The 17204-nt window shown below is 43.5% G+C and carries 19 protein-coding genes; 15 read left to right on the forward strand and 4 right to left on the reverse strand.

Annotation, left to right across the window (positions count from 1 at the left end):
- Positions 1–29: 29 nt before the first annotated feature.
- The 4 genes from zwf to RFK25_RS03015 all read right to left on the reverse strand — a co-directional run bounded on the left by zwf (position 30) and on the right by RFK25_RS03015 (position 3454).
- Complete coding sequence (zwf, locus tag RFK25_RS03000; protein WP_332411395.1) at positions 30–1517, reverse strand: glucose-6-phosphate dehydrogenase; 1488 nt, start codon at positions 1515–1517, stop codon at positions 30–32.
- Positions 1518–1596: 79 nt separating this feature from the next.
- Complete coding sequence (locus RFK25_RS03005) at positions 1597–2412, reverse strand: TIGR03943 family putative permease subunit (protein WP_332411398.1); 816 nt, start codon at positions 2410–2412, stop codon at positions 1597–1599.
- Positions 2409–3314, reverse strand: coding sequence for a permease (locus RFK25_RS03010; protein WP_332411400.1), 906 nt, complete (start codon positions 3312–3314; stop codon positions 2409–2411). Before RFK25_RS03010 ends, RFK25_RS03005 begins: the two co-directional genes overlap by 4 nt.
- Positions 3315–3316: 2 nt before the next feature.
- Entirely contained in the window at positions 3317–3454 is a 138-nt protein-coding gene (locus RFK25_RS03015; protein ID WP_172050468.1) for an SPJ_0845 family protein, read from the reverse strand.
- A gap of 125 nt (positions 3455–3579) precedes the next feature.
- Here RFK25_RS03015 and ligA point away from each other — a divergent pair, with 125 nt between their 5' ends.
- From ligA to pheS, 15 genes are all read left to right on the forward strand, one after another.
- Positions 3580–5538: an NAD-dependent DNA ligase LigA gene (gene ligA / locus RFK25_RS03020; RefSeq protein ID WP_332411403.1), complete on the forward strand. Its 1959-nt coding sequence runs from the start codon at positions 3580–3582 to the stop codon at positions 5536–5538.
- A 10-nt stretch (positions 5539–5548) separates the two neighbouring features.
- Positions 5549–6589, forward strand: a complete 1041-nt coding sequence (locus RFK25_RS03025) for a diacylglycerol kinase family lipid kinase (RefSeq protein ID WP_332411404.1) — start codon at positions 5549–5551, stop codon at positions 6587–6589.
- 139 nt (positions 6590–6728) lie between these two features.
- Complete coding sequence (locus RFK25_RS03030; RefSeq protein WP_105109681.1) at positions 6729–6929, forward strand: F0F1 ATP synthase subunit C; 201 nt, start codon at positions 6729–6731, stop codon at positions 6927–6929.
- A 36-nt stretch (positions 6930–6965) separates the two neighbouring features.
- A complete protein-coding gene (gene atpB / locus RFK25_RS03035) occupies positions 6966–7682 on the forward strand; it encodes a F0F1 ATP synthase subunit A (RefSeq protein WP_248055066.1) in 717 nt (238 codons plus the stop codon).
- A 17-nt stretch (positions 7683–7699) separates the two neighbouring features.
- Entirely contained in the window at positions 7700–8206 is a 507-nt protein-coding gene (gene atpF, locus RFK25_RS03040; RefSeq protein ID WP_332411408.1) for a F0F1 ATP synthase subunit B, read from the forward strand.
- Positions 8207–8740, forward strand: a complete 534-nt coding sequence (locus RFK25_RS03045) for a F0F1 ATP synthase subunit delta (protein ID WP_332411410.1) — start codon at positions 8207–8209, stop codon at positions 8738–8740.
- A gap of 3 nt (positions 8741–8743) precedes the next feature.
- Positions 8744–10264, forward strand: a complete 1521-nt coding sequence (atpA, locus tag RFK25_RS03050; RefSeq protein WP_161942060.1) for a F0F1 ATP synthase subunit alpha — start codon at positions 8744–8746, stop codon at positions 10262–10264.
- Between the two features lie 11 nt (positions 10265–10275).
- Entirely contained in the window at positions 10276–11154 is an 879-nt protein-coding gene (locus RFK25_RS03055) for a F0F1 ATP synthase subunit gamma (RefSeq protein WP_024398204.1), read from the forward strand.
- A 19-nt stretch (positions 11155–11173) separates the two neighbouring features.
- Positions 11174–12580, forward strand: a complete 1407-nt coding sequence (gene atpD, locus RFK25_RS03060) for a F0F1 ATP synthase subunit beta (RefSeq protein WP_105113937.1) — start codon at positions 11174–11176, stop codon at positions 12578–12580.
- Positions 12581–12590: 10 nt separating this feature from the next.
- The gene (locus tag RFK25_RS03065) at positions 12591–13007 is read left to right on the forward strand and encodes a F0F1 ATP synthase subunit epsilon (RefSeq protein WP_105113936.1); all 417 of its coding nucleotides are present in this window, start codon (positions 12591–12593) and stop codon (positions 13005–13007) included.
- A 67-nt stretch (positions 13008–13074) separates the two neighbouring features.
- Entirely contained in the window at positions 13075–13299 is a 225-nt protein-coding gene (locus RFK25_RS03070; protein WP_332411415.1) for a DUF1146 family protein, read from the forward strand.
- A gap of 23 nt (positions 13300–13322) precedes the next feature.
- Positions 13323–14606 (forward strand): UDP-N-acetylglucosamine 1-carboxyvinyltransferase, encoded by a 1284-nt coding sequence (gene murA, locus RFK25_RS03075; RefSeq protein ID WP_332411416.1) that lies wholly within the window; start codon positions 13323–13325, stop codon positions 14604–14606.
- On the forward strand, positions 14599–14790 hold the full coding sequence (locus RFK25_RS03080; RefSeq protein WP_105113934.1) for a DNA-directed RNA polymerase subunit beta: 192 nt from the start codon (positions 14599–14601) through the stop codon (positions 14788–14790). Before murA ends, RFK25_RS03080 begins: the two co-directional genes overlap by 8 nt.
- Before the next feature lie 29 nt (positions 14791–14819).
- Complete coding sequence (locus tag RFK25_RS03085) at positions 14820–15659, forward strand: DNA/RNA non-specific endonuclease (RefSeq protein WP_332411419.1); 840 nt, start codon at positions 14820–14822, stop codon at positions 15657–15659.
- A 251-nt stretch (positions 15660–15910) separates the two neighbouring features.
- On the forward strand, positions 15911–16954 hold the full coding sequence (gene pheS / locus RFK25_RS03090; protein ID WP_029187816.1) for a phenylalanine--tRNA ligase subunit alpha: 1044 nt from the start codon (positions 15911–15913) through the stop codon (positions 16952–16954).
- Positions 16955–17204 lie beyond the last annotated feature (250 nt).

Below are 17204 nucleotides of genomic sequence, written 5' to 3' on the forward strand. Positions count from 1 at the left end.
AAAAACTGGATGACTCCAGTTTTTATATCTTATTTCAATAAGCCACGTTCACGATACCATACATCCGGAGTCCATACCCACTTGCAGCCGTAACTTTCTAGTAAATCAAAGGCTGCTTGAGGTCCCATGGAACCAGCTGGATAGGTGTGGAGTGGTGCTTGGTCGTTAGACCATAAATCAACAATGCGGTCAATCAAGCTCCAGCTTGCCTTAACTTCTTCCCAATGGCTAAAGTTGGTAGAATCGCCGTTCAAGACATCGAAAAAGAGTTTCTCGTAGGCTTCTGGTGAATTACCAAGAGCAGTTGCATTGTGGCGGAAGTTGAGTTTGGCAGGAGTAAGAGCAAAGTGGGAACCAACTTCCTTACCGTTGATAGAAAGCATGAAGCCTTCAGTTGGTTGGATAAATATGGTCAATACGTTGGCTTCAGAAGGTTGACCGAAAATATCTTCAGCATGTTTGAAAGTGATGGTCACGCGCGTACCTTTTTCTGTCAGACGTTTACCCGTACGGAAGAAGAAGGGAACATCACGGAAGCGGTCGGTATCAACGAAGAAGACACCTCCTGCAAAGGTTTCCGTCTGAGAACCTTCTGCGATATTTGGTTCGTCCAAGTAGCTAACATAGTCTTTTCCGTCGATGGAACCTGCAGTGTATTGGCCACGGATGAAGTTGCGTTTGAGGTCTTCATCAGAAGGTTGACGTAAGTGTTGGAAAACCTTAATCTTCTCCGCACGGACATCCTCTTCTTTAAAGCTGGCAGGCTTATCCATTGCTAAGAGAGAAAGGACTTGAAGTGCATGGTTTTGAACCATATCTTTTAAGGCGCCAGAATGGTCGTAGTAGCCACCCCGGTCCTCAACCCCAATCGCCTCAGCAAAAGTGATTTGGATATTGTCAATGTAATCGCGGTTCCAGATATGATCAAAGATAATATTGGCAAAGCGGACAGCGAAGATGTTTTGCACCATTTCCTTACCAAGATAATGGTCGATACGGTAAATTTGGTCTTCATTGAAGGCAGCGGCCAATTCATCATTGAGTTTGCTTGCAGTAGCAAGGCTTGTTCCGAATGGTTTTTCGATAATCAAACGCTCAAAACCTTGTCCATCAACAATCTGCTCAGATTTGAGGTGTTTGGCAATGGTTCCGAAAAATTCAGGAGCCATAGAGAGGAAGAAGACCTTGTTGTGTTGCGTATCGTATTTTTCACATAAGTCATCCTGTAATTTACGAAGAGCTACATAATGTTCCGTGTCATTGACATCATGGCTCTGATAGTAGAAATGACTTGCAAATTCATGTGCCTGACGTGGTGTGTCGGGCAAATCTCCTAGTGATTCAATGACGGTTTGCTCAAAAAATTCCTTGGTCCAGGGTCTGCGAGCTGTTCCAATAACAGCAAAGTTTTCTTTGATATGTCCCGCCTTGTACAGACGAAAAAGTGATGGATATAGCTTGCGTTTGGCTAAGTCGCCACTAGCACCAAAAATGGTAAACAATACATGTGATGACATAAATTCTTTCCTATTCTATTGAGTATAAATCTCATTATAGCATAAATTGTCAGAAAATTCACTTTATGACTTCATTTTTCTAAAATACTCTATAAACGTAGGGATTTTCAGGTTGCTGGATTTCTTCTGTTTGCTCTAATTCCAGTGTTGGCAGGCTTTGTTTTAAGGAATGATGGTAAGAAATCTTAATTTTTCCGCTGGCCTTGACCCAGCTGTTGTTAGGAAAAGTCTGTGAAGCTCCTGTAGAGAGTAGACCGTAGACACCAGAATCGGCGATACAATGAATAATACCAAAACGGAAGAGAAATTGCTGGTCAGTCTTGTCTGGGTCATTATAAACGAAACCGATCATTTCAATTGTTTTACCGGCAAATTCATTTGGATAGTCATAGATGGCCTCCATGACCTCCATGTAATTATCACTTGTCACCTCTATTTCATCTTGAGCTAAATAGTGGTCTGCTATTGCGCGCATCTCAGATTGGTAAATTGACTTTGTAAAATAGATGGATGTATCAGGCTTGAGGTATTGGACGCTGGTCCCCTCCTGAGCCTGAGTAGCTGTGTCATTTTCAGCAGCTAGGGGAAAATGATAGCCTTTAGCCGCCACAGAAGTAGCATCTAAACTAACTGTTGGAAAGAGCCAGGCAACTGTAAGCGGGAGGATTAGCAGAAACATACTAGCAAATTTGGCTGATTTTTTTGTCAAATGACTATGTGTTTTAATGTTTTTTACCCAGACATAGAGTTGAACCATGGCTAGGATAAAGGAAAGTATCATAGACAGATAGGCTAGATAGGTGTAGTGCATATTGATATACTGGTCTAGTTTGCCTGATACATAGAGGTACATGGTCATTTCAAAATAAGCTGCGAGAATTAAAAATCGAATCATACAAGCCCTCCTAGAATGATGCAGTAGCCAAGGATAACCAGGAAAGTAATAGTAACGAAGCTCAGAATAAATTTAGCTGTGAAGTAACGCTTCATCATGAGCAGATTTTTGACATCTACCATTGGTCCAATGACAAGGAAGGCCATGACGGGAGCTAGACCAAAGCTGGATAGAAAGGATGCACCGATAAAGGCATCTGCTTCAGAACAAAGGGAGAGCAGAAAGGCAAGTCCCATCATGAGCAAGATAGCTGATAGAGGGCTGTGAGCAATCGAAGTCAAGATAGCTGTTGGAACATAGACCTGTACTAAACTAGCAAAGATGCAACCAAAGACCAAGTATCGACCTGTATCGAAAAATTCATCAATGGCATGAATAAAAGCTAGTCCGACTTTTTGCCAGTTGGTTTTATCTGAAAAATCATGGGTCGGTTGACAGGCAGTCTGTTGGTTTTTAATCGGTTCTTTGACCAAAAAGCCAAGGACCAGCCCAAGGACGAGTGCGACCAAGATAGATCCTAGAACACGATAGGCAGCAAGGAGCCAAGAATTTCCAAACGCAGTATAGGTTGCAAAAAGGACAATGGGATTGATAAGGGGAGCAGTCACTAGAAATGGAATAGCCGTATAGCTAGGCACCTTTTTTTCTAAGAGCCTATTCACAATAGGGACTATCCCACATTCGCATGAAGGAAACACAAAGCCCAGAAAGGTCCCGAAGAGGATGGCTAAAAAAGTATTCTTAGGTAGAAATCTGACCACCTTTTCAGGTGTGATAAAGACTTCAATGAAACCAGAAATAACCGCACCTATCAGAACAAAGGGCAGAGCTTCTATGATAATTGATAGGAAAATAGCCCCCGCCTGTAAAACAGAAGAGGGCAGTTGCTCAAATCCAAACATCCTTACTTATCGTCAACTTTCTGCTTATTTTTTTCAGTGCTTGTTGGGTCTGGAAATTCAACTTCCTCGAGTTTGTCAAAGGATGCAAATTCTTCCAGCATTTTTTCCAAATCGTCTTGTCGTTTATATGTAATAGCCATGAGGCACCTCCCAAATTTTTATATATCTATTATACTCTTTTTTGCTCAAATGTATCTAAAATTTCCTAACCTAATTCAAAACTAAAATCTTCAGTTGCCATCTTAAGTCGTGGTATAATTGTCTTATGGAAAAAAGAATATCAGAATTAGTAGACTTACTTAACAAATATGCCGACGAATACTATCGCACAGACAAACCAAGCGTGTCTGATGCAGAATACGACAAACTCTATCGAGAATTGGTGGAACTGGAAACAGCCCATCCAGAATTGGTTTTGCCCAATAGTCCGACCCATCGTGTAGGTGGAAAGATATTAGATGGATTTGAAAAATATGCCCATGTCTATCCTCTTTTTAGCTTGCAGGATGCCTTTTCCCGTGAGGAATTGGATGCCTTTGATCAGCGTGTTCGCAAGGAATTTCCACAGGCGACCTATATCTGCGAACTCAAGATTGACGGCCTGTCCATCTCCCTGACCTATGAAGCAGGCAATCTAGTAGTAGGTGCGACACGTGGTGACGGTAGTGTCGGTGAGAATATCACGGAAAACCTCAAGCGTGTAGCGGATATTCCCCTGACCCTACCTCAAGCGGTGGACATCACAGTCCGCGGCGAGTGCTATATGCCCAAAGCGTCTTTTGACCGCGTCAACCAACAACGTCAGGAGGCAGGTGAGGCTGAGTTTGCCAATCCGCGAAATGCAGCGGCAGGAACCCTTCGCCAGCTGGATACGGGAGTTGTGGCCCAGCGTGGTCTCGCAACCTTCCTCTACCAAGAGGCCAGCCCCTCTGAAGCGACCAGCCAGTCACAAGTGCTGGAGAAACTGGAAGCTCTGGGCTTTGTGACCAACCACGACTACCAGTTGGCCGACAGCATGGACGATGTTTGGGCTTTTATTGAAAAAATGGCAGAGCGTCGAGAAGATTTGCCCTATGAAATCGACGGTATCGTCATTAAGATCAATGACCTAGCTATCCAAGAAGAACTCGGTTTTACCGTTAAGGCACCTCGCTGGGCGGTGGCCTACAAGTTTCCAGCTGAGGAAAAAGAAGCCCAAATCCTGTCTGTTGATTGGACGGTTGGTAGAACAGGTGTCGTCACTCCAACAGCCAATCTCAGCCCAGTACAGCTAGCAGGAACAACCGTCAGCCGTGCTACTCTGCACAATGTGGATTACATCGCAGAAAAAGACATCCGTATTGGCGACACGGTTATTGTTTACAAGGCTGGGGACATTATCCCCGCTGTTTTGAAAGTGGTGGACAAGTATCGGTCTGAGCAGGAAGTCATGCCTGTTCCAAGTCACTGTCCGTCTTGTCAGAGCGACTTGCAACACTACGAAGATGAAGTGGCCCTCCGTTGTATCAATCCCATCTGCCCAAGCCAGTTGATGAGTAAGTTGGAGCACTTTGCTAGCCGTGATGCTATGAATATTGCAGGTCTGGGATCTTCTATTGTAGAAAAACTCTTTCTAGCAGGTCTGGTCAAGGATGTGGCGGACATTTACAAACTGACGGTGTACGACCTCTTGACCCTGGACGGTTTTAAGGAAAAGTCCGCAGACAAGCTCTACCAAGCTATTCAGACATCAAAAGGAAATTCAGCAGAACGGCTCTTGTTCGGTCTGGGCATTCGCCATGTCGGCAGCAAGGCCAGCAAGATTTTGCTAGAAAACTTTGGAGACTTGGAAGCCCTAGCTCAAGCCAGCCAGGAGGAAATTGCTTCCCTAGAAGGATTGGGTCAGGTAATAGCCAAGTCCTTGACCAGCTTCTTTGCCAGCTCAGGTGCCCAGCAACTTTTAGCCGAACTTAAGGAAAATGCCGTAAACTTGACCTATCTAGGACAGGTGGCCGATGAAAATGCTGCCTTGTCTGGACTTACGGTCGTATTAACTGGTAAGTTGGAACGGATGAAGCGGGGCGAGGCCAAAGCTAAGCTAGAAGCCTTAGGTGCCAACGTAGCAGGGTCCGTTTCCAAAAAGACCAATTTGGTCATCGCAGGAGCTGACGCGGGAAGCAAGTTGGCCAAGGCACAAGAGTTAGGTATTGAAATAAAAGACGAGGCTTGGTTAGAAAGCCTTTAAGGTATAGCATATGGGAGAACAAAAACGAGCACGGTTGATTTACAACCCTACCTCAGGTCAGGAAATCATGAAAAAAAATGTGGCAGACGTACTTGAAATTTTAGAAGGTTTCGGTTATGAAACCTCTGCTTTTCAGACAACGGCCGCAAAAGATTCTGCTAAGAATGAGGCGAAAAGAGCAGCGGAGGCGGGCTTTGACCTAGTCATCGCAGCAGGAGGAGACGGCACCATCAATGAAGTGGTCAATGGCATTGCTCCCCTTGAAAATAGACCAAAGATGGCTATTATTCCAACAGGAACGACCAATGACTATGCGCGTGCTCTCAAGGTCCCGCGTGGCAACCCGATTGAAGCAGCCAAGTTGATTGGCAAAAACCAAACGGTTTTGATGGATATTGGTTTGGCAAAGAACCAAAAGAATGGTTTTCATCAAGAACATTACTTCATCAATATTGCTGCCGCAGGAACCCTGACAGAATTGACCTACAGTGTACCAAGCCAACTCAAAACCATGTTTGGCTATTTAGCCTATGTCGTTAAAGGTGCAGAACTCTTGCCACAAGTTCAGTTTACGCCAGTGCGAGTGAGTCATGACCAAGGGATTTTTGAAGGGTCAGTTTCCATGATTTTTGTGGCTCTAACTAATTCAATCGGAGGGTTTGAGCAAATTGTTCCAGATGCCAAATTGGATGATGGTAATTTCACCTTGATAATGGTCAAGACTGGAAACTTGTTTGAAATTCTTCAGTTAATTGGGCAGGTCTTGGACGGTGGGAAGCATATTGAGAGTGATTTGATTGAGTATATCAAGACAAAGTCTTTATCTATCGAAAACCTTAGTTCCGACAGCCGCCTTCTTCTCAATCTTGATGGAGAGTTTGGTGGAGATGCGCCAGTTGAATTGCACAATCTCCAAAATCATATTGAATTTTTTGCGGATACGGACCTGGTTTCAGATGAGGCTATCACTTTGGATACGGAGCAGGTCGATCGAGAAAATATGGCCAAACGTTTCATTGAAGAAAGTAGTCATATACATTCTGCTATATAAATAGGAAGAAAAGACAGCAGGTCTTTTCTTTTTCTATTTCAATAGCGAATTAAACGCTTCCAAAGGCGGTATTTTCTTGACAAATAGATGTTTTAGGAGTATCCTTACATGGTATTAAATTTTAAAAGGAGAATTCGTTATGAATTTAGGCGCATTGGCTTTAGGTTTGGCCTGTCTTGGTGTTAGTATTGGAGAGGGACTTTTGGTAGCTTCTTATCTTAGTTCGACTGCACGTCAACCAGAAATGCAAAGCAAGTTAATGGCTGGTGTATTCTTGGGTGTTGCCTTTATCGAGGGAACGTTCTTCGTAACCTTGGCTATGATGTTTGTCTTGAAATAGTAGAAAATAGAGAAATAGAAAAGGGGGGAACCTCCATTGGAAGAACATTTAAGTCCAACCCTTACCCTTGGTCCCGTAACCTTTGACCTGACCATGGTATTGGTTTCTATCATAACCATTTCCGTTATTTTCTTACTTGTTTTTTGGGCTAGTCGCCGAATGGAACTGAAGCCAAAAGGTAAACAGAATGTTTTGGAGTATGTGTACGAATTGACCATCAATTTCACTAAGGGAAATCTTGGGGATGAAGATGCTAAAAGGTACGCCTTGTTCTTCTTCACAGTCTTCACCTTTCTTTTGGTAGCAAATAACTTGGGTTTGATGACTAAGTTGGAAACAGCAGAAGGTCATAATTTGTGGACATCTCCGACAGCCAACATGGCCTACGATTTTGGACTAGCAGCCATTGCAACTGTTTTTTGTCATGTCGAAGGTATTCGCCGTAGAGGGGTTAAGCAATATCTGAAAGATTTCGTGACCCCTTTGGCAATGACTCCGATGAACATTTTAGAAGAAATTACCAACCTTGCTTCACTAGCCTTGCGCTTGTACGGTAATATTTACGCAGGTGAGGTTTTGGTTTCACTTCTTTTACAGCTATCACAACAAAGTGCAGTAGCTTATCCAGTTGCATTTGCACTAAACATTGTCTGGACAGGCTTCTCTGTCTTCATTTCATGTTTGCAAGGCTATGTATTTGTCATGCTGGTATCCATGTACTTGAACAAAAAAATCCACGGTCATGGTGAGTAAGAAAGGGAAAGAAAAATATGGCAACAATTTTAGCAATGCAATCTAGCACTGTTCTTGGAAACTTTATTCTCGTAACGGCTTCTTTTGCGATATTGATAATCCTTATTCGTGTATTCGCTTGGGATCGTATTACAGGTATTTTTGAAGAACGTGCCAATAAGATTGCCAATGATATTGATGCGGCAGAAGAAAAATTAAGAGCTGCTTCAAACCTGGTTCAACAACGGGAACAGGAATTGGTTCAAGGTCGTGTTGAAGGACAAAAAATCATTCAAGACGCTATTGAGCGAGCGAAACTAGAGAAAAAACGTCTTCTTGAACAGGCAGAAGTTGAAATCCAAGGCTTGAAACAAAAAGCGCAGATGGAAATCGAATCTGAGAAGCGTGAAGCCCAAGAAAACTTGCGTGTTCAAGTCGCTGAATTAGCTGTTGATTTGGCAGGTAAAATCATTTTAGAAGACCTAGACCAGGCAGCCCACAGCAATTTAATTGACCGTTATTTGGATAAGCTGGGAGAAACGTAGATGAACGCTAGAGAAAATGCCCTTGTGCAAAAATACGCTCTATCATTTGTTGAGAAAGTCAGTGATCATGCAGAAATTTGGGAAATGTATGACCAGCTTTCTGAATTGATTACGATTATCCATGATAGCAAACTCAATCGTCTTTTGTTGTCTGCTACGGTATCAAGAGAGGAAAAAGCTGCATTCGTACGAACCGTTCGCCAATCAAGTTTCTGGCAAATCAATGATTTGATTGAGGATATTATTCGTGATGGGCATGCAGACTTGCTACTGGAAACACTGGAGCGTGTCCGTTTACAAATCAGTAAATTTAAAAATGAATTTGAAGCCTATGTGGTTTCTGTTTATCCCTTGACTGAGGTGCAAAAAGACCGACTACGTCAGTTAGTGGAAGAACGATTCTCCTTGCGTGTACGAACTATCATCGAAGAATTAGACCAAAGTCTACTTGGTGGTTTCATTGTGAGTGTTAACCACAAGGTCATCGATGCAAGTGTTCGGACACAATTGAAGGATGTTAGAAAAAAACTTTAGAAAATAGAAAGTGGTGTTCTTTTGATAAATGCACAAGAAATTAGCGCTTTACTAAAACAACAAATTGAAGGCTTTCAGCCTGACTTTGACTATACAGAAACTGGTGTCGTAACTTACATTGGTGACGGTATCGCCCGTGCGCAAGGTCTTGACAATGCCATGAGTGGAGAGCTTTTGGTATTTGAAAATGGCACCATTGGTATGGCCCAAAACTTAGAAACCAACGATGTTGGTATCATCATTCTTGGTGAATTTACAGATATCCGTGAGGGTTCTGTTGTTCGTCGGACTGGTAAAATCATGGAAGTGCCAGTTGGCTCAGCCTTGATTGGTCGTGTCATCAATCCACTTGGGCAACCAGTGGATGGTCTTGGTGACATTCGTACGACTAAAACCCGTCCAATCGAGTACCCAGCGCCAGGTGTTATGCAACGGAAATCAGTAAATGAGCCGTTGCAAACTGGTCTGAAGGCTATTGATGCTTTGGTTCCGATTGGTCGAGGTCAGCGTGAATTGATTATCGGTGACCGTCAGACAGGGAAGACATCTGTCGCTATCGATGCTATTCTCAACCAAAAAGGCAAGGATATGATTTGTATCTACGTTGCCATTGGTCAGAAAGAATCAACAGTTCGTACGCAGGTTGAAACCCTTCGTCAGTACGGTGCTTTAGATTACACAATTGTCGTGACAGCATCGGCTTCACAGCCTTCTCCATTGCTTTTCTTGGCCCCTTATGCGGGTGTTGCAATGGCGGAAGAATTCATGTATGAAGGTAAGCATGTATTGATTGTCTATGATGATTTGTCAAAACAGGCGGTTGCCTATCGTGAATTGTCCCTCTTGCTTCGTCGTCCTCCAGGTCGTGAAGCTTACCCAGGTGATGTATTCTACTTGCACAGTCGTTTGTTGGAGCGTTCAGCCAAGGTTTCTGATGAGTTAGGTGGTGGCTCCATTACAGCTCTGCCATTTATCGAAACCCAGGCAGGTGATATTTCAGCCTATATAGCGACTAACGTGATTTCAATCACGGATGGACAAATCTTCTTGAAAGACGATTTGTTTAACTCTGGTATCCGTCCAGCCATTGATGCGGGTTCTTCCGTATCTCGTGTAGGTGGTTCGGCTCAAATCAAGGCTATGAAAAAGGTTGCGGGTACCCTTCGTATCGACTTGGCATCTTATCGTGAATTGGAAGCTTTTACGCAATTTGGTTCCGATTTGGATGCGGCTACTCAGGCTAAACTCAACCGAGGTCGTCGGACTGTCGAAGTCTTGAAACAGCCCTTGCACAAGCCACTTCCAGTTGAAAAACAGGTCTTGATTTTATATGCTTTGACAAACGGCTTCTTGGATTCAGTGCCAATTGATGATATTTTGGCATTTGAAGAAGAGCTATACGCATATTTTGATTTGCACTATGATAGTCTTTTGGATGTGATTCGTACGACGAAAGACCTTCCCGATACAGATGAGTTGAATGCTGCTATTCAAGCCTTCAAAGACCAGTCTGTCTTTAAGTAAAGGAGTGAATAATGGCAGGTTCTCTCAATGAAATCAAGTCAAAAATTGCATCAACTAAGAAAACCAGTCAAATCACCGGTGCCATGCAGATGGTTTCGGCTTCTAAACTAGCCAAATCTGAGCAATTAGCGCAATCCTTTCAGATCTACGCTAGCAAGGTTCGTCAGATTACAACGGACCTCTTGCGTGGAGAATTGATGGCTTCAGATACAAGCAATCCAATGCTGATTCGTCGTCCAGTTCAAAAATCGGGTTATATTGTCATTACATCGGACAGTGGATTAAAAGGTTCTTATAATTCCAGCATTTTGAAAGCTGTAATGGGCATGATTGAACAGGACCATGACTCAAAAGATGAGTATGAAATTATTGCCATTGGTAGCATGGGAGCTGATTTCTTCCGTGCCCGTGGTATCAATCCAGTCTTTGAATTGCGTGGTCTGGCGGACAATCCAAGCTTTGAAGAGGTTCAAAAAATCATTTCTAAGTCTGTTGAAATGTATAAGAATGAACTTTTCGATGAATTGTATGTCTGTTATAACCACCATGTCAATAGCTTGACCAGTCAGGTGCGTGTCCAGCAGATGCTTCCTGTTGAGGATTTGGACCATAATGAAGCAGATGGTTATACATCTACTTTTGAATTAGAGCCAAACCGTGAAGTCATTCTGGAGCAATTGTTGACCCAATATGCAGAATCCACCATTTACGGAGCGATTTTGGATGCCAAAACTGCTGAAAATGCGGCTGGTATGACGGCCATGCAGACAGCAACGGATAATGCTAAGAATGTCATTAACGATTTGACAATTCAATACAATAGGGCTCGTCAGGCAGCTATCACTCAGGAAATTACTGAGATTGTAGCAGGTGCCTCAGCCCTTGAGTAATAGAAATAGAGGAAATAGAATGAGTTCAGGCAAAATTACTCAGGTTGTCGGACCAGTTGTGGACGTTGCGTTTGCAGCAGAAGATAAACTTCCTGAGATTAACAACGCACTCGTTGTATATAAAAATGATGATTCCAAGCAAAAAGTTGTGCTTGAAGTTGCTTTGGAACTTGGTGATGGCGTTGTTCGGACCATTGCCATGGAATCAACAGATGGATTGACACGTGGGATGGAGGTCCTTGATACAGGTCGTCCAATCTCCGTTCCAGTCGGTAAGGAAACTCTAGGTCGTGTCTTCAATGTCTTGGGAGATACCATTGACCTTGATGAGCCTTTCCCAGCTGATTTTGAACGTGAGCCAATCCATAAGAAAGCACCGGCTTTTGATGAACTATCTACATCAAGCGAAATTTTGGAAACAGGTATCAAGGTAATTGACCTCCTAGCACCCTATCTAAAAGGTGGTAAGGTTGGTCTCTTCGGTGGTGCCGGTGTTGGTAAGACCGTTCTTATCCAAGAATTGATTCATAACATTGCCCAAGAACACGGTGGTATTTCTGTATTTACCGGTGTTGGTGAGCGTACTCGTGAGGGGAACGACTTGTATTGGGAAATGAAAGAGTCAGGTGTTATTGAAAAAACGGCCATGGTATTTGGTCAGATGAATGAGCCACCAGGTGCCCGTATGCGGGTTGCACTGACTGGTTTGACCATTGCGGAATACTTCCGTGATGTGGAAGGTCAGGATGTGCTTCTTTTCATCGACAATATCTTCCGTTTCACGCAGGCTGGTTCAGAAGTATCTGCCCTCTTGGGTCGTATGCCGTCAGCCGTTGGTTATCAGCCAACACTTGCTACGGAGATGGGGCAATTACAAGAACGAATTACCTCAACTAAAAAAGGTTCTGTTACATCTATCCAGGCTATCTATGTGCCTGCCGATGACTATACGGACCCTGCGCCAGCAACAGCCTTTGCCCACTTGGATTCAACGACTAACTTGGAGCGTAAATTGACCCAGCTTGGTATTTATCCAGCAGTAGATCCTTTGGCATCCTCATCTCGTGCACTTTCTCCACAAATCGTAGGGGAAGAACACTATGTAGTTGCTATGGAAGTCAAACGTGTCCTTCAGCGTTACCAGGAATTGCAAGATATTATTGCTATTCTTGGTATGGATGAATTGTCTGACGAAGAGAAGACCTTGGTTGGACGTGCTCGTCGTATTCAATTCTTCCTATCTCAAAACTTTAACGTTGCTGAGCAATTTACAGGTATGCCAGGTTCATATGTGCCAGTTGCAGAAACTGTTAAAGGCTTTAAGGAAATCTTGGACGGTAAACATGACCATCTACCAGAAGATGCCTTCCGAAATGTCGGTTCAATCGAGGATGTAGTCGCAAAAGCTGCAAAAATGAGATTCTAAGAGGTGGCTTATGGAACAAATGACTGTTCAAATTGTGACACCAGATGGAATGAAATATGACCACCATGCTGCCTTTGTTTTGGTAAAGACTGTCGAAGGTGAGATGGGAATCTATCCCGGGCATGAGGAACTGATTGCCGTTTTGGAAATCGATGAAATGAAAGTCCGCCGTGTAGATGATGAAAACCACGTGGACTGGATTGCCGTCAATGGTGGGATTATTGAAATCAATAAGAATATGATTACGGTAATTTCGGATTCAGCAGAGCGTGAGCGTGATATTGACATCAGTCGTGCAGAACGAGCTAAGTTGCGTGCCGAAAGAGAGCTTGAAGAAGCTTATAAGGCCCACAATGCTGATTTGGAAAAACGTGCTACAGTTGCACTTCAAAGGGCCATTAACCGTATTCGAGTTGGTAAACATTAACACACTAAAAGAGATGGGATTGGACTTAGTTCAATCTCATTTTTTGTTTTCATGGTATAATGAAAATATGATTATTTCAATTTTACAATTTTTTAGTCACATACTGTTTATCTATCTGGCCCATCATCTTTTGGTGACAACAGTTGACTGGTCACGGTGGTTAAAGGTTACAGGAGAAAACCGGCAGAAAATCAACCTGCTCATTCTCTTTCTAGCCATTGCGCTGGGCTACTTAGTTTCCACCTTCTTTTTAGAATTGTTGGTGGTGGGGCGCTCATTTGCAAGTATGTGATTTAAGTAAGAAAAGGATAGTAAATGGACACAATTATTGTTAAAGGTAGTAAAACTGGCTTGATGGGTCAGGTAGAAATCGAAGGTGCAAAGAATGCTGTTCTGCCTTTATTGGCAGCGACGGTATTAGCTAGTCAAGGACAGACCAAATTAACTCAAGTGCCTATTTTGTCGGATGTTTATACCATGAACAACGTCGTTCGTGGTTTAGGAGTTCGTGTGAAATTTGACGAGGAAACAAAGACTATAGCTATTGATGCGACAGGTAAACTTGGTAGCGAAACACCTTATAAGTATGTAAGCCAGATGCGTGCTTCTATTGTCATTCTGGGGCCAATTTTGGCTCGCAATGGTTATGCTAAGGTATCCATGCCGGGTGGGTGTACCATTGGTAGTCGTCCAATTGATTTGCATTTGAAGGGCTTGCAGGCACTTGGTGCTAAGATAAAGCAACGTGCGGGTTATATTGAGGCGAGTGCAGAGAAATTGCAGGGGGCTCATATCTATCTTGATTTCCCAAGTGTTGGGGCTACGCAAAACTTAATGATGGCTGCAACGCTTGCTCAAGGTACGACTGTTTTGGAAAATGCTGCGCGGGAACCAGAAATCGTTGACTTGGCAATTTTCCTCAATAAAATGGGTGCCAAGGTCAAGGGTGCTGGTACAGAAACCATTACCATCACAGGTGTTGACCAGCTGCATGGAGCTGAACACCAAGTTGTTCAAGACCGTATTGAAGCAGGGACCTTTATGGTGGCTGCTGCAATGACAGGCGGAGATGTCTTGGTCAAGGATGCTGTCTGGGAACACAACCGTCCTCTCATATCTAAGATGCTAGAAATGGGTGTTGAAGTGACAGAAGAAGAAGGGGGCATCCGAGTTCGTTCGCAAGTGGATAAACTTAAACCCGTAACTGTAAAAACTTTGCCTCATCCAGGTTTCCCAACAGATATGCAGGCTCAATTTACAGCCCTTATGGCAGTTGCTAAGGGGGAATCAACCATGATTGAAACAGTATTTGAAAATCGTTTCCAACATCTAGAAGAGATGCGTCGCATGGACTTGCATTCGGAAATTTTGCGTGATACAGCTATCATTACAGGTGGTCAGACCTTGCAGGGTGCCCAGGTGATGTCAACGGATTTGCGGGCAAGTGCAGCCTTGATTTTGGCTGGTTTGGTCGCTGAAGGTGAAACGATTGTGGGGAAATTGTCCCACTTGGACCGAGGTTATTATCGGTTCCATGAGAAATTGGCAGGACTTGGCGCGGACATCAGACGTGTAAGTGGAGAAAGTGAAAATGTTTAAGGAAAATCTGAACTATGTTGGAAAAAATCTGCTTCTGGTTGCTATCGTAGCACTTTTAGCCCTACTGGTTTTTGCTTTAGGACTGATGGTAGGCTATGGTGTCATTGGTGATGGGGATAATTTATTTGCAGTCCTATCCCCTGCAAAATGGCAGGATTTAATCAATAAATTTACAGGAAAGTAGGGTAACCTACTTTTTTGATGGGGGATATTATGGCTAAGAAAAATGTAAAGAAACAGGCTATGAGCCTACTTAGTTTGTTAGCTACTATTGTTGTAGTTGGTGGTGGCTACTTTTTAAATAATACGAGCAGCGACAATGCTGCAAACTATTCTTATTATGTCAATCAATCGCAAGCAAGCGAGTTTACACCTAGCCAGGAGCTGGCTAGTTCGGTATTGACGGAGAAAGTAAGGAAACAACTTGGGAATTCCATTGAATGGAATGGAGCTGGGGCTTTTCTAATCAACGGCAATAAGACTGATTTAGATGCTTCGGTCGCTAGTGCACCATATGGAGATAACAAGACAAAGACTGTCCAAGGAGAAACGGTTCCAACCGTAGCCAATGCCCTATTGGCTAAGTCAACACGTCAGTATAAGGATCGTGAAGCAACTGGTAATGGACGTACATCATGGACTCCTGCTGGCTGGCACCAAATTCATGATTTACCAGGGGAATATGATCATGCAGTGGACCGTGGGCACCTCCTAGGCTATGCCTTGATTGGTGGTCTAGCTGGATTTGATGCCTCAACAAGCAATCCAAAAAACATAGCGGTTCAAACAGCCTGGTCTAATCAAGCCAATGATCCTACCTCAACAGGTCAGAATTACTTTGAAACCTTGGTACGAAAAGCCTTGGACAAGAACAAGCGCGTCCGCTACCGTGTAAGCCTAATCTATGCAGAAAAAGACGACCTAATTCCAGTAGGTAGTCATCTAGAAGCCAAAGCAGCAGATGGCAGCTTAGAGTTCAATGTGTTCGTCCCAAATGTGCAGAGTGGATTGAGTATTAACTATCATAGTGGGGAAATTACGGTGAATGAGTAAAGAAATCAATTGCCAAACTTTCTTCTTTTTGATAAAATATTCTTAATTGAATAGAAGTCTGTGAGACTAGTACACCTATGGAAACTGTCCAGGGAGTTGAGCCGTGACTGCAAGCTCAATCAGTGAAAGTTGGTCGAATTCACTCACACAAGGACTTGGAACTAAGGTCTGCCTAGCAGATGAAAACGGATGGTACCGCGTGACAACGCTCCGATACGAGTGGTGTCATGCGTTTTTTTATTGGAGGAATTATGTCAAACATTGAACAACAGTTGGCTGAATTAAGCCAAACTACACTTGAAAAGTTAAAAGAAATCCAGCACCAAGGAGAAAAAGAACTACAAGACCTGCGTGTTGCGGTTTTGGGTAAAAAAGGGTCCTTGACGGACTTGTTGAAAGGTTTAAAAGACCTATCTAACGAAATGAAACCAATCGTTGGTAAGCAAGTTAATGAAGTGCGTGATGTGCTGACGGCTGCCTTTGAAGAAACAGCTCAGAAGGTTGCGGCAGCGAAAATTCAACAACAATTAGCATCAGAAACCATTGATGTGACCTTGCCAGGTCGTCAGGTCAAGGTCGGAAAACGCCATGTCCTGACTCAAACTTCTGAAGAAATCGAAGATATTTTCTTGGGCATGGGCTTCCAAATCGTTGACGGATTTGAAGTGGAAAAAGACTACTACAATTTTGAGCGGATGAATTTGCCAAAAGACCACCCAGCACGTGATATGCAAGATACCTTCTACATCACAGAAGAGATCCTCATGCGGACCCATACGTCACCTGTTCAGGCACGGACCATGGACCAGCATGATTTCTCAAAAGGTGCCTTGAAGATGATTTCGCCTGGACGTGTTTTCCGTCGTGATACGGATGATGCGACCCACAGCCACCAGTTCCACCAGATTGAAGGCTTGGTTGTCGGTGAAAATGTATCCATGGGTGACCTCAAAGGTACACTTGAAATGATCATCAAGAAAATGTTTGGTGAAGAGCGTCAGATTCGTCTGCGTCCATCTTACTTCCCGTTCACAGAGCCTTCTGTTGAAGTCGATGTTTCCTGCTTCAAGTGCGGTGGTGATGGCTGTAACGTATGTAAGAAAACAGGCTGGATTGAAATTCTTGGTGCCGGCATGGTTCACCCACAAGTATTGGAAATGAGTGGTATTGATGCGACCAAGTACTCTGGCTTTGCCTTTGGTCTTGGTCAAGAACGTATTGCCATGCTTCGCTACGGAATCAACGATATCCGTGGTTTCTATCAAGGCGATGTACGATTCTCGGAGCAGTTTTAACGTAGCACTACTTAAGGCTGACAAAGTCAGCTCTTAAGTAGACGGAAATCGCCATTAAGCGACTTTCCTAGCTACCTTACTAGGATTTCAAGCCAAAAATATCGTTTCGCTTGAAAGCCGTCGTGATTTAGTAAGTTTGTCAGGTTGTTTAAGGTGAAAAACGGTAGCTGCTATGGCGGTCTACCTACTCCCCTCACTAGGTTCAAGGTTGAAAAAAATGTTGTTTTCAACCTTGAACCGTCGTAACACC

Source organism: Streptococcus sp. SS-4456 (assembly GCF_036680365.1).
Lineage (GTDB): Bacteria > Bacillota > Bacilli > Lactobacillales > Streptococcaceae > Streptococcus.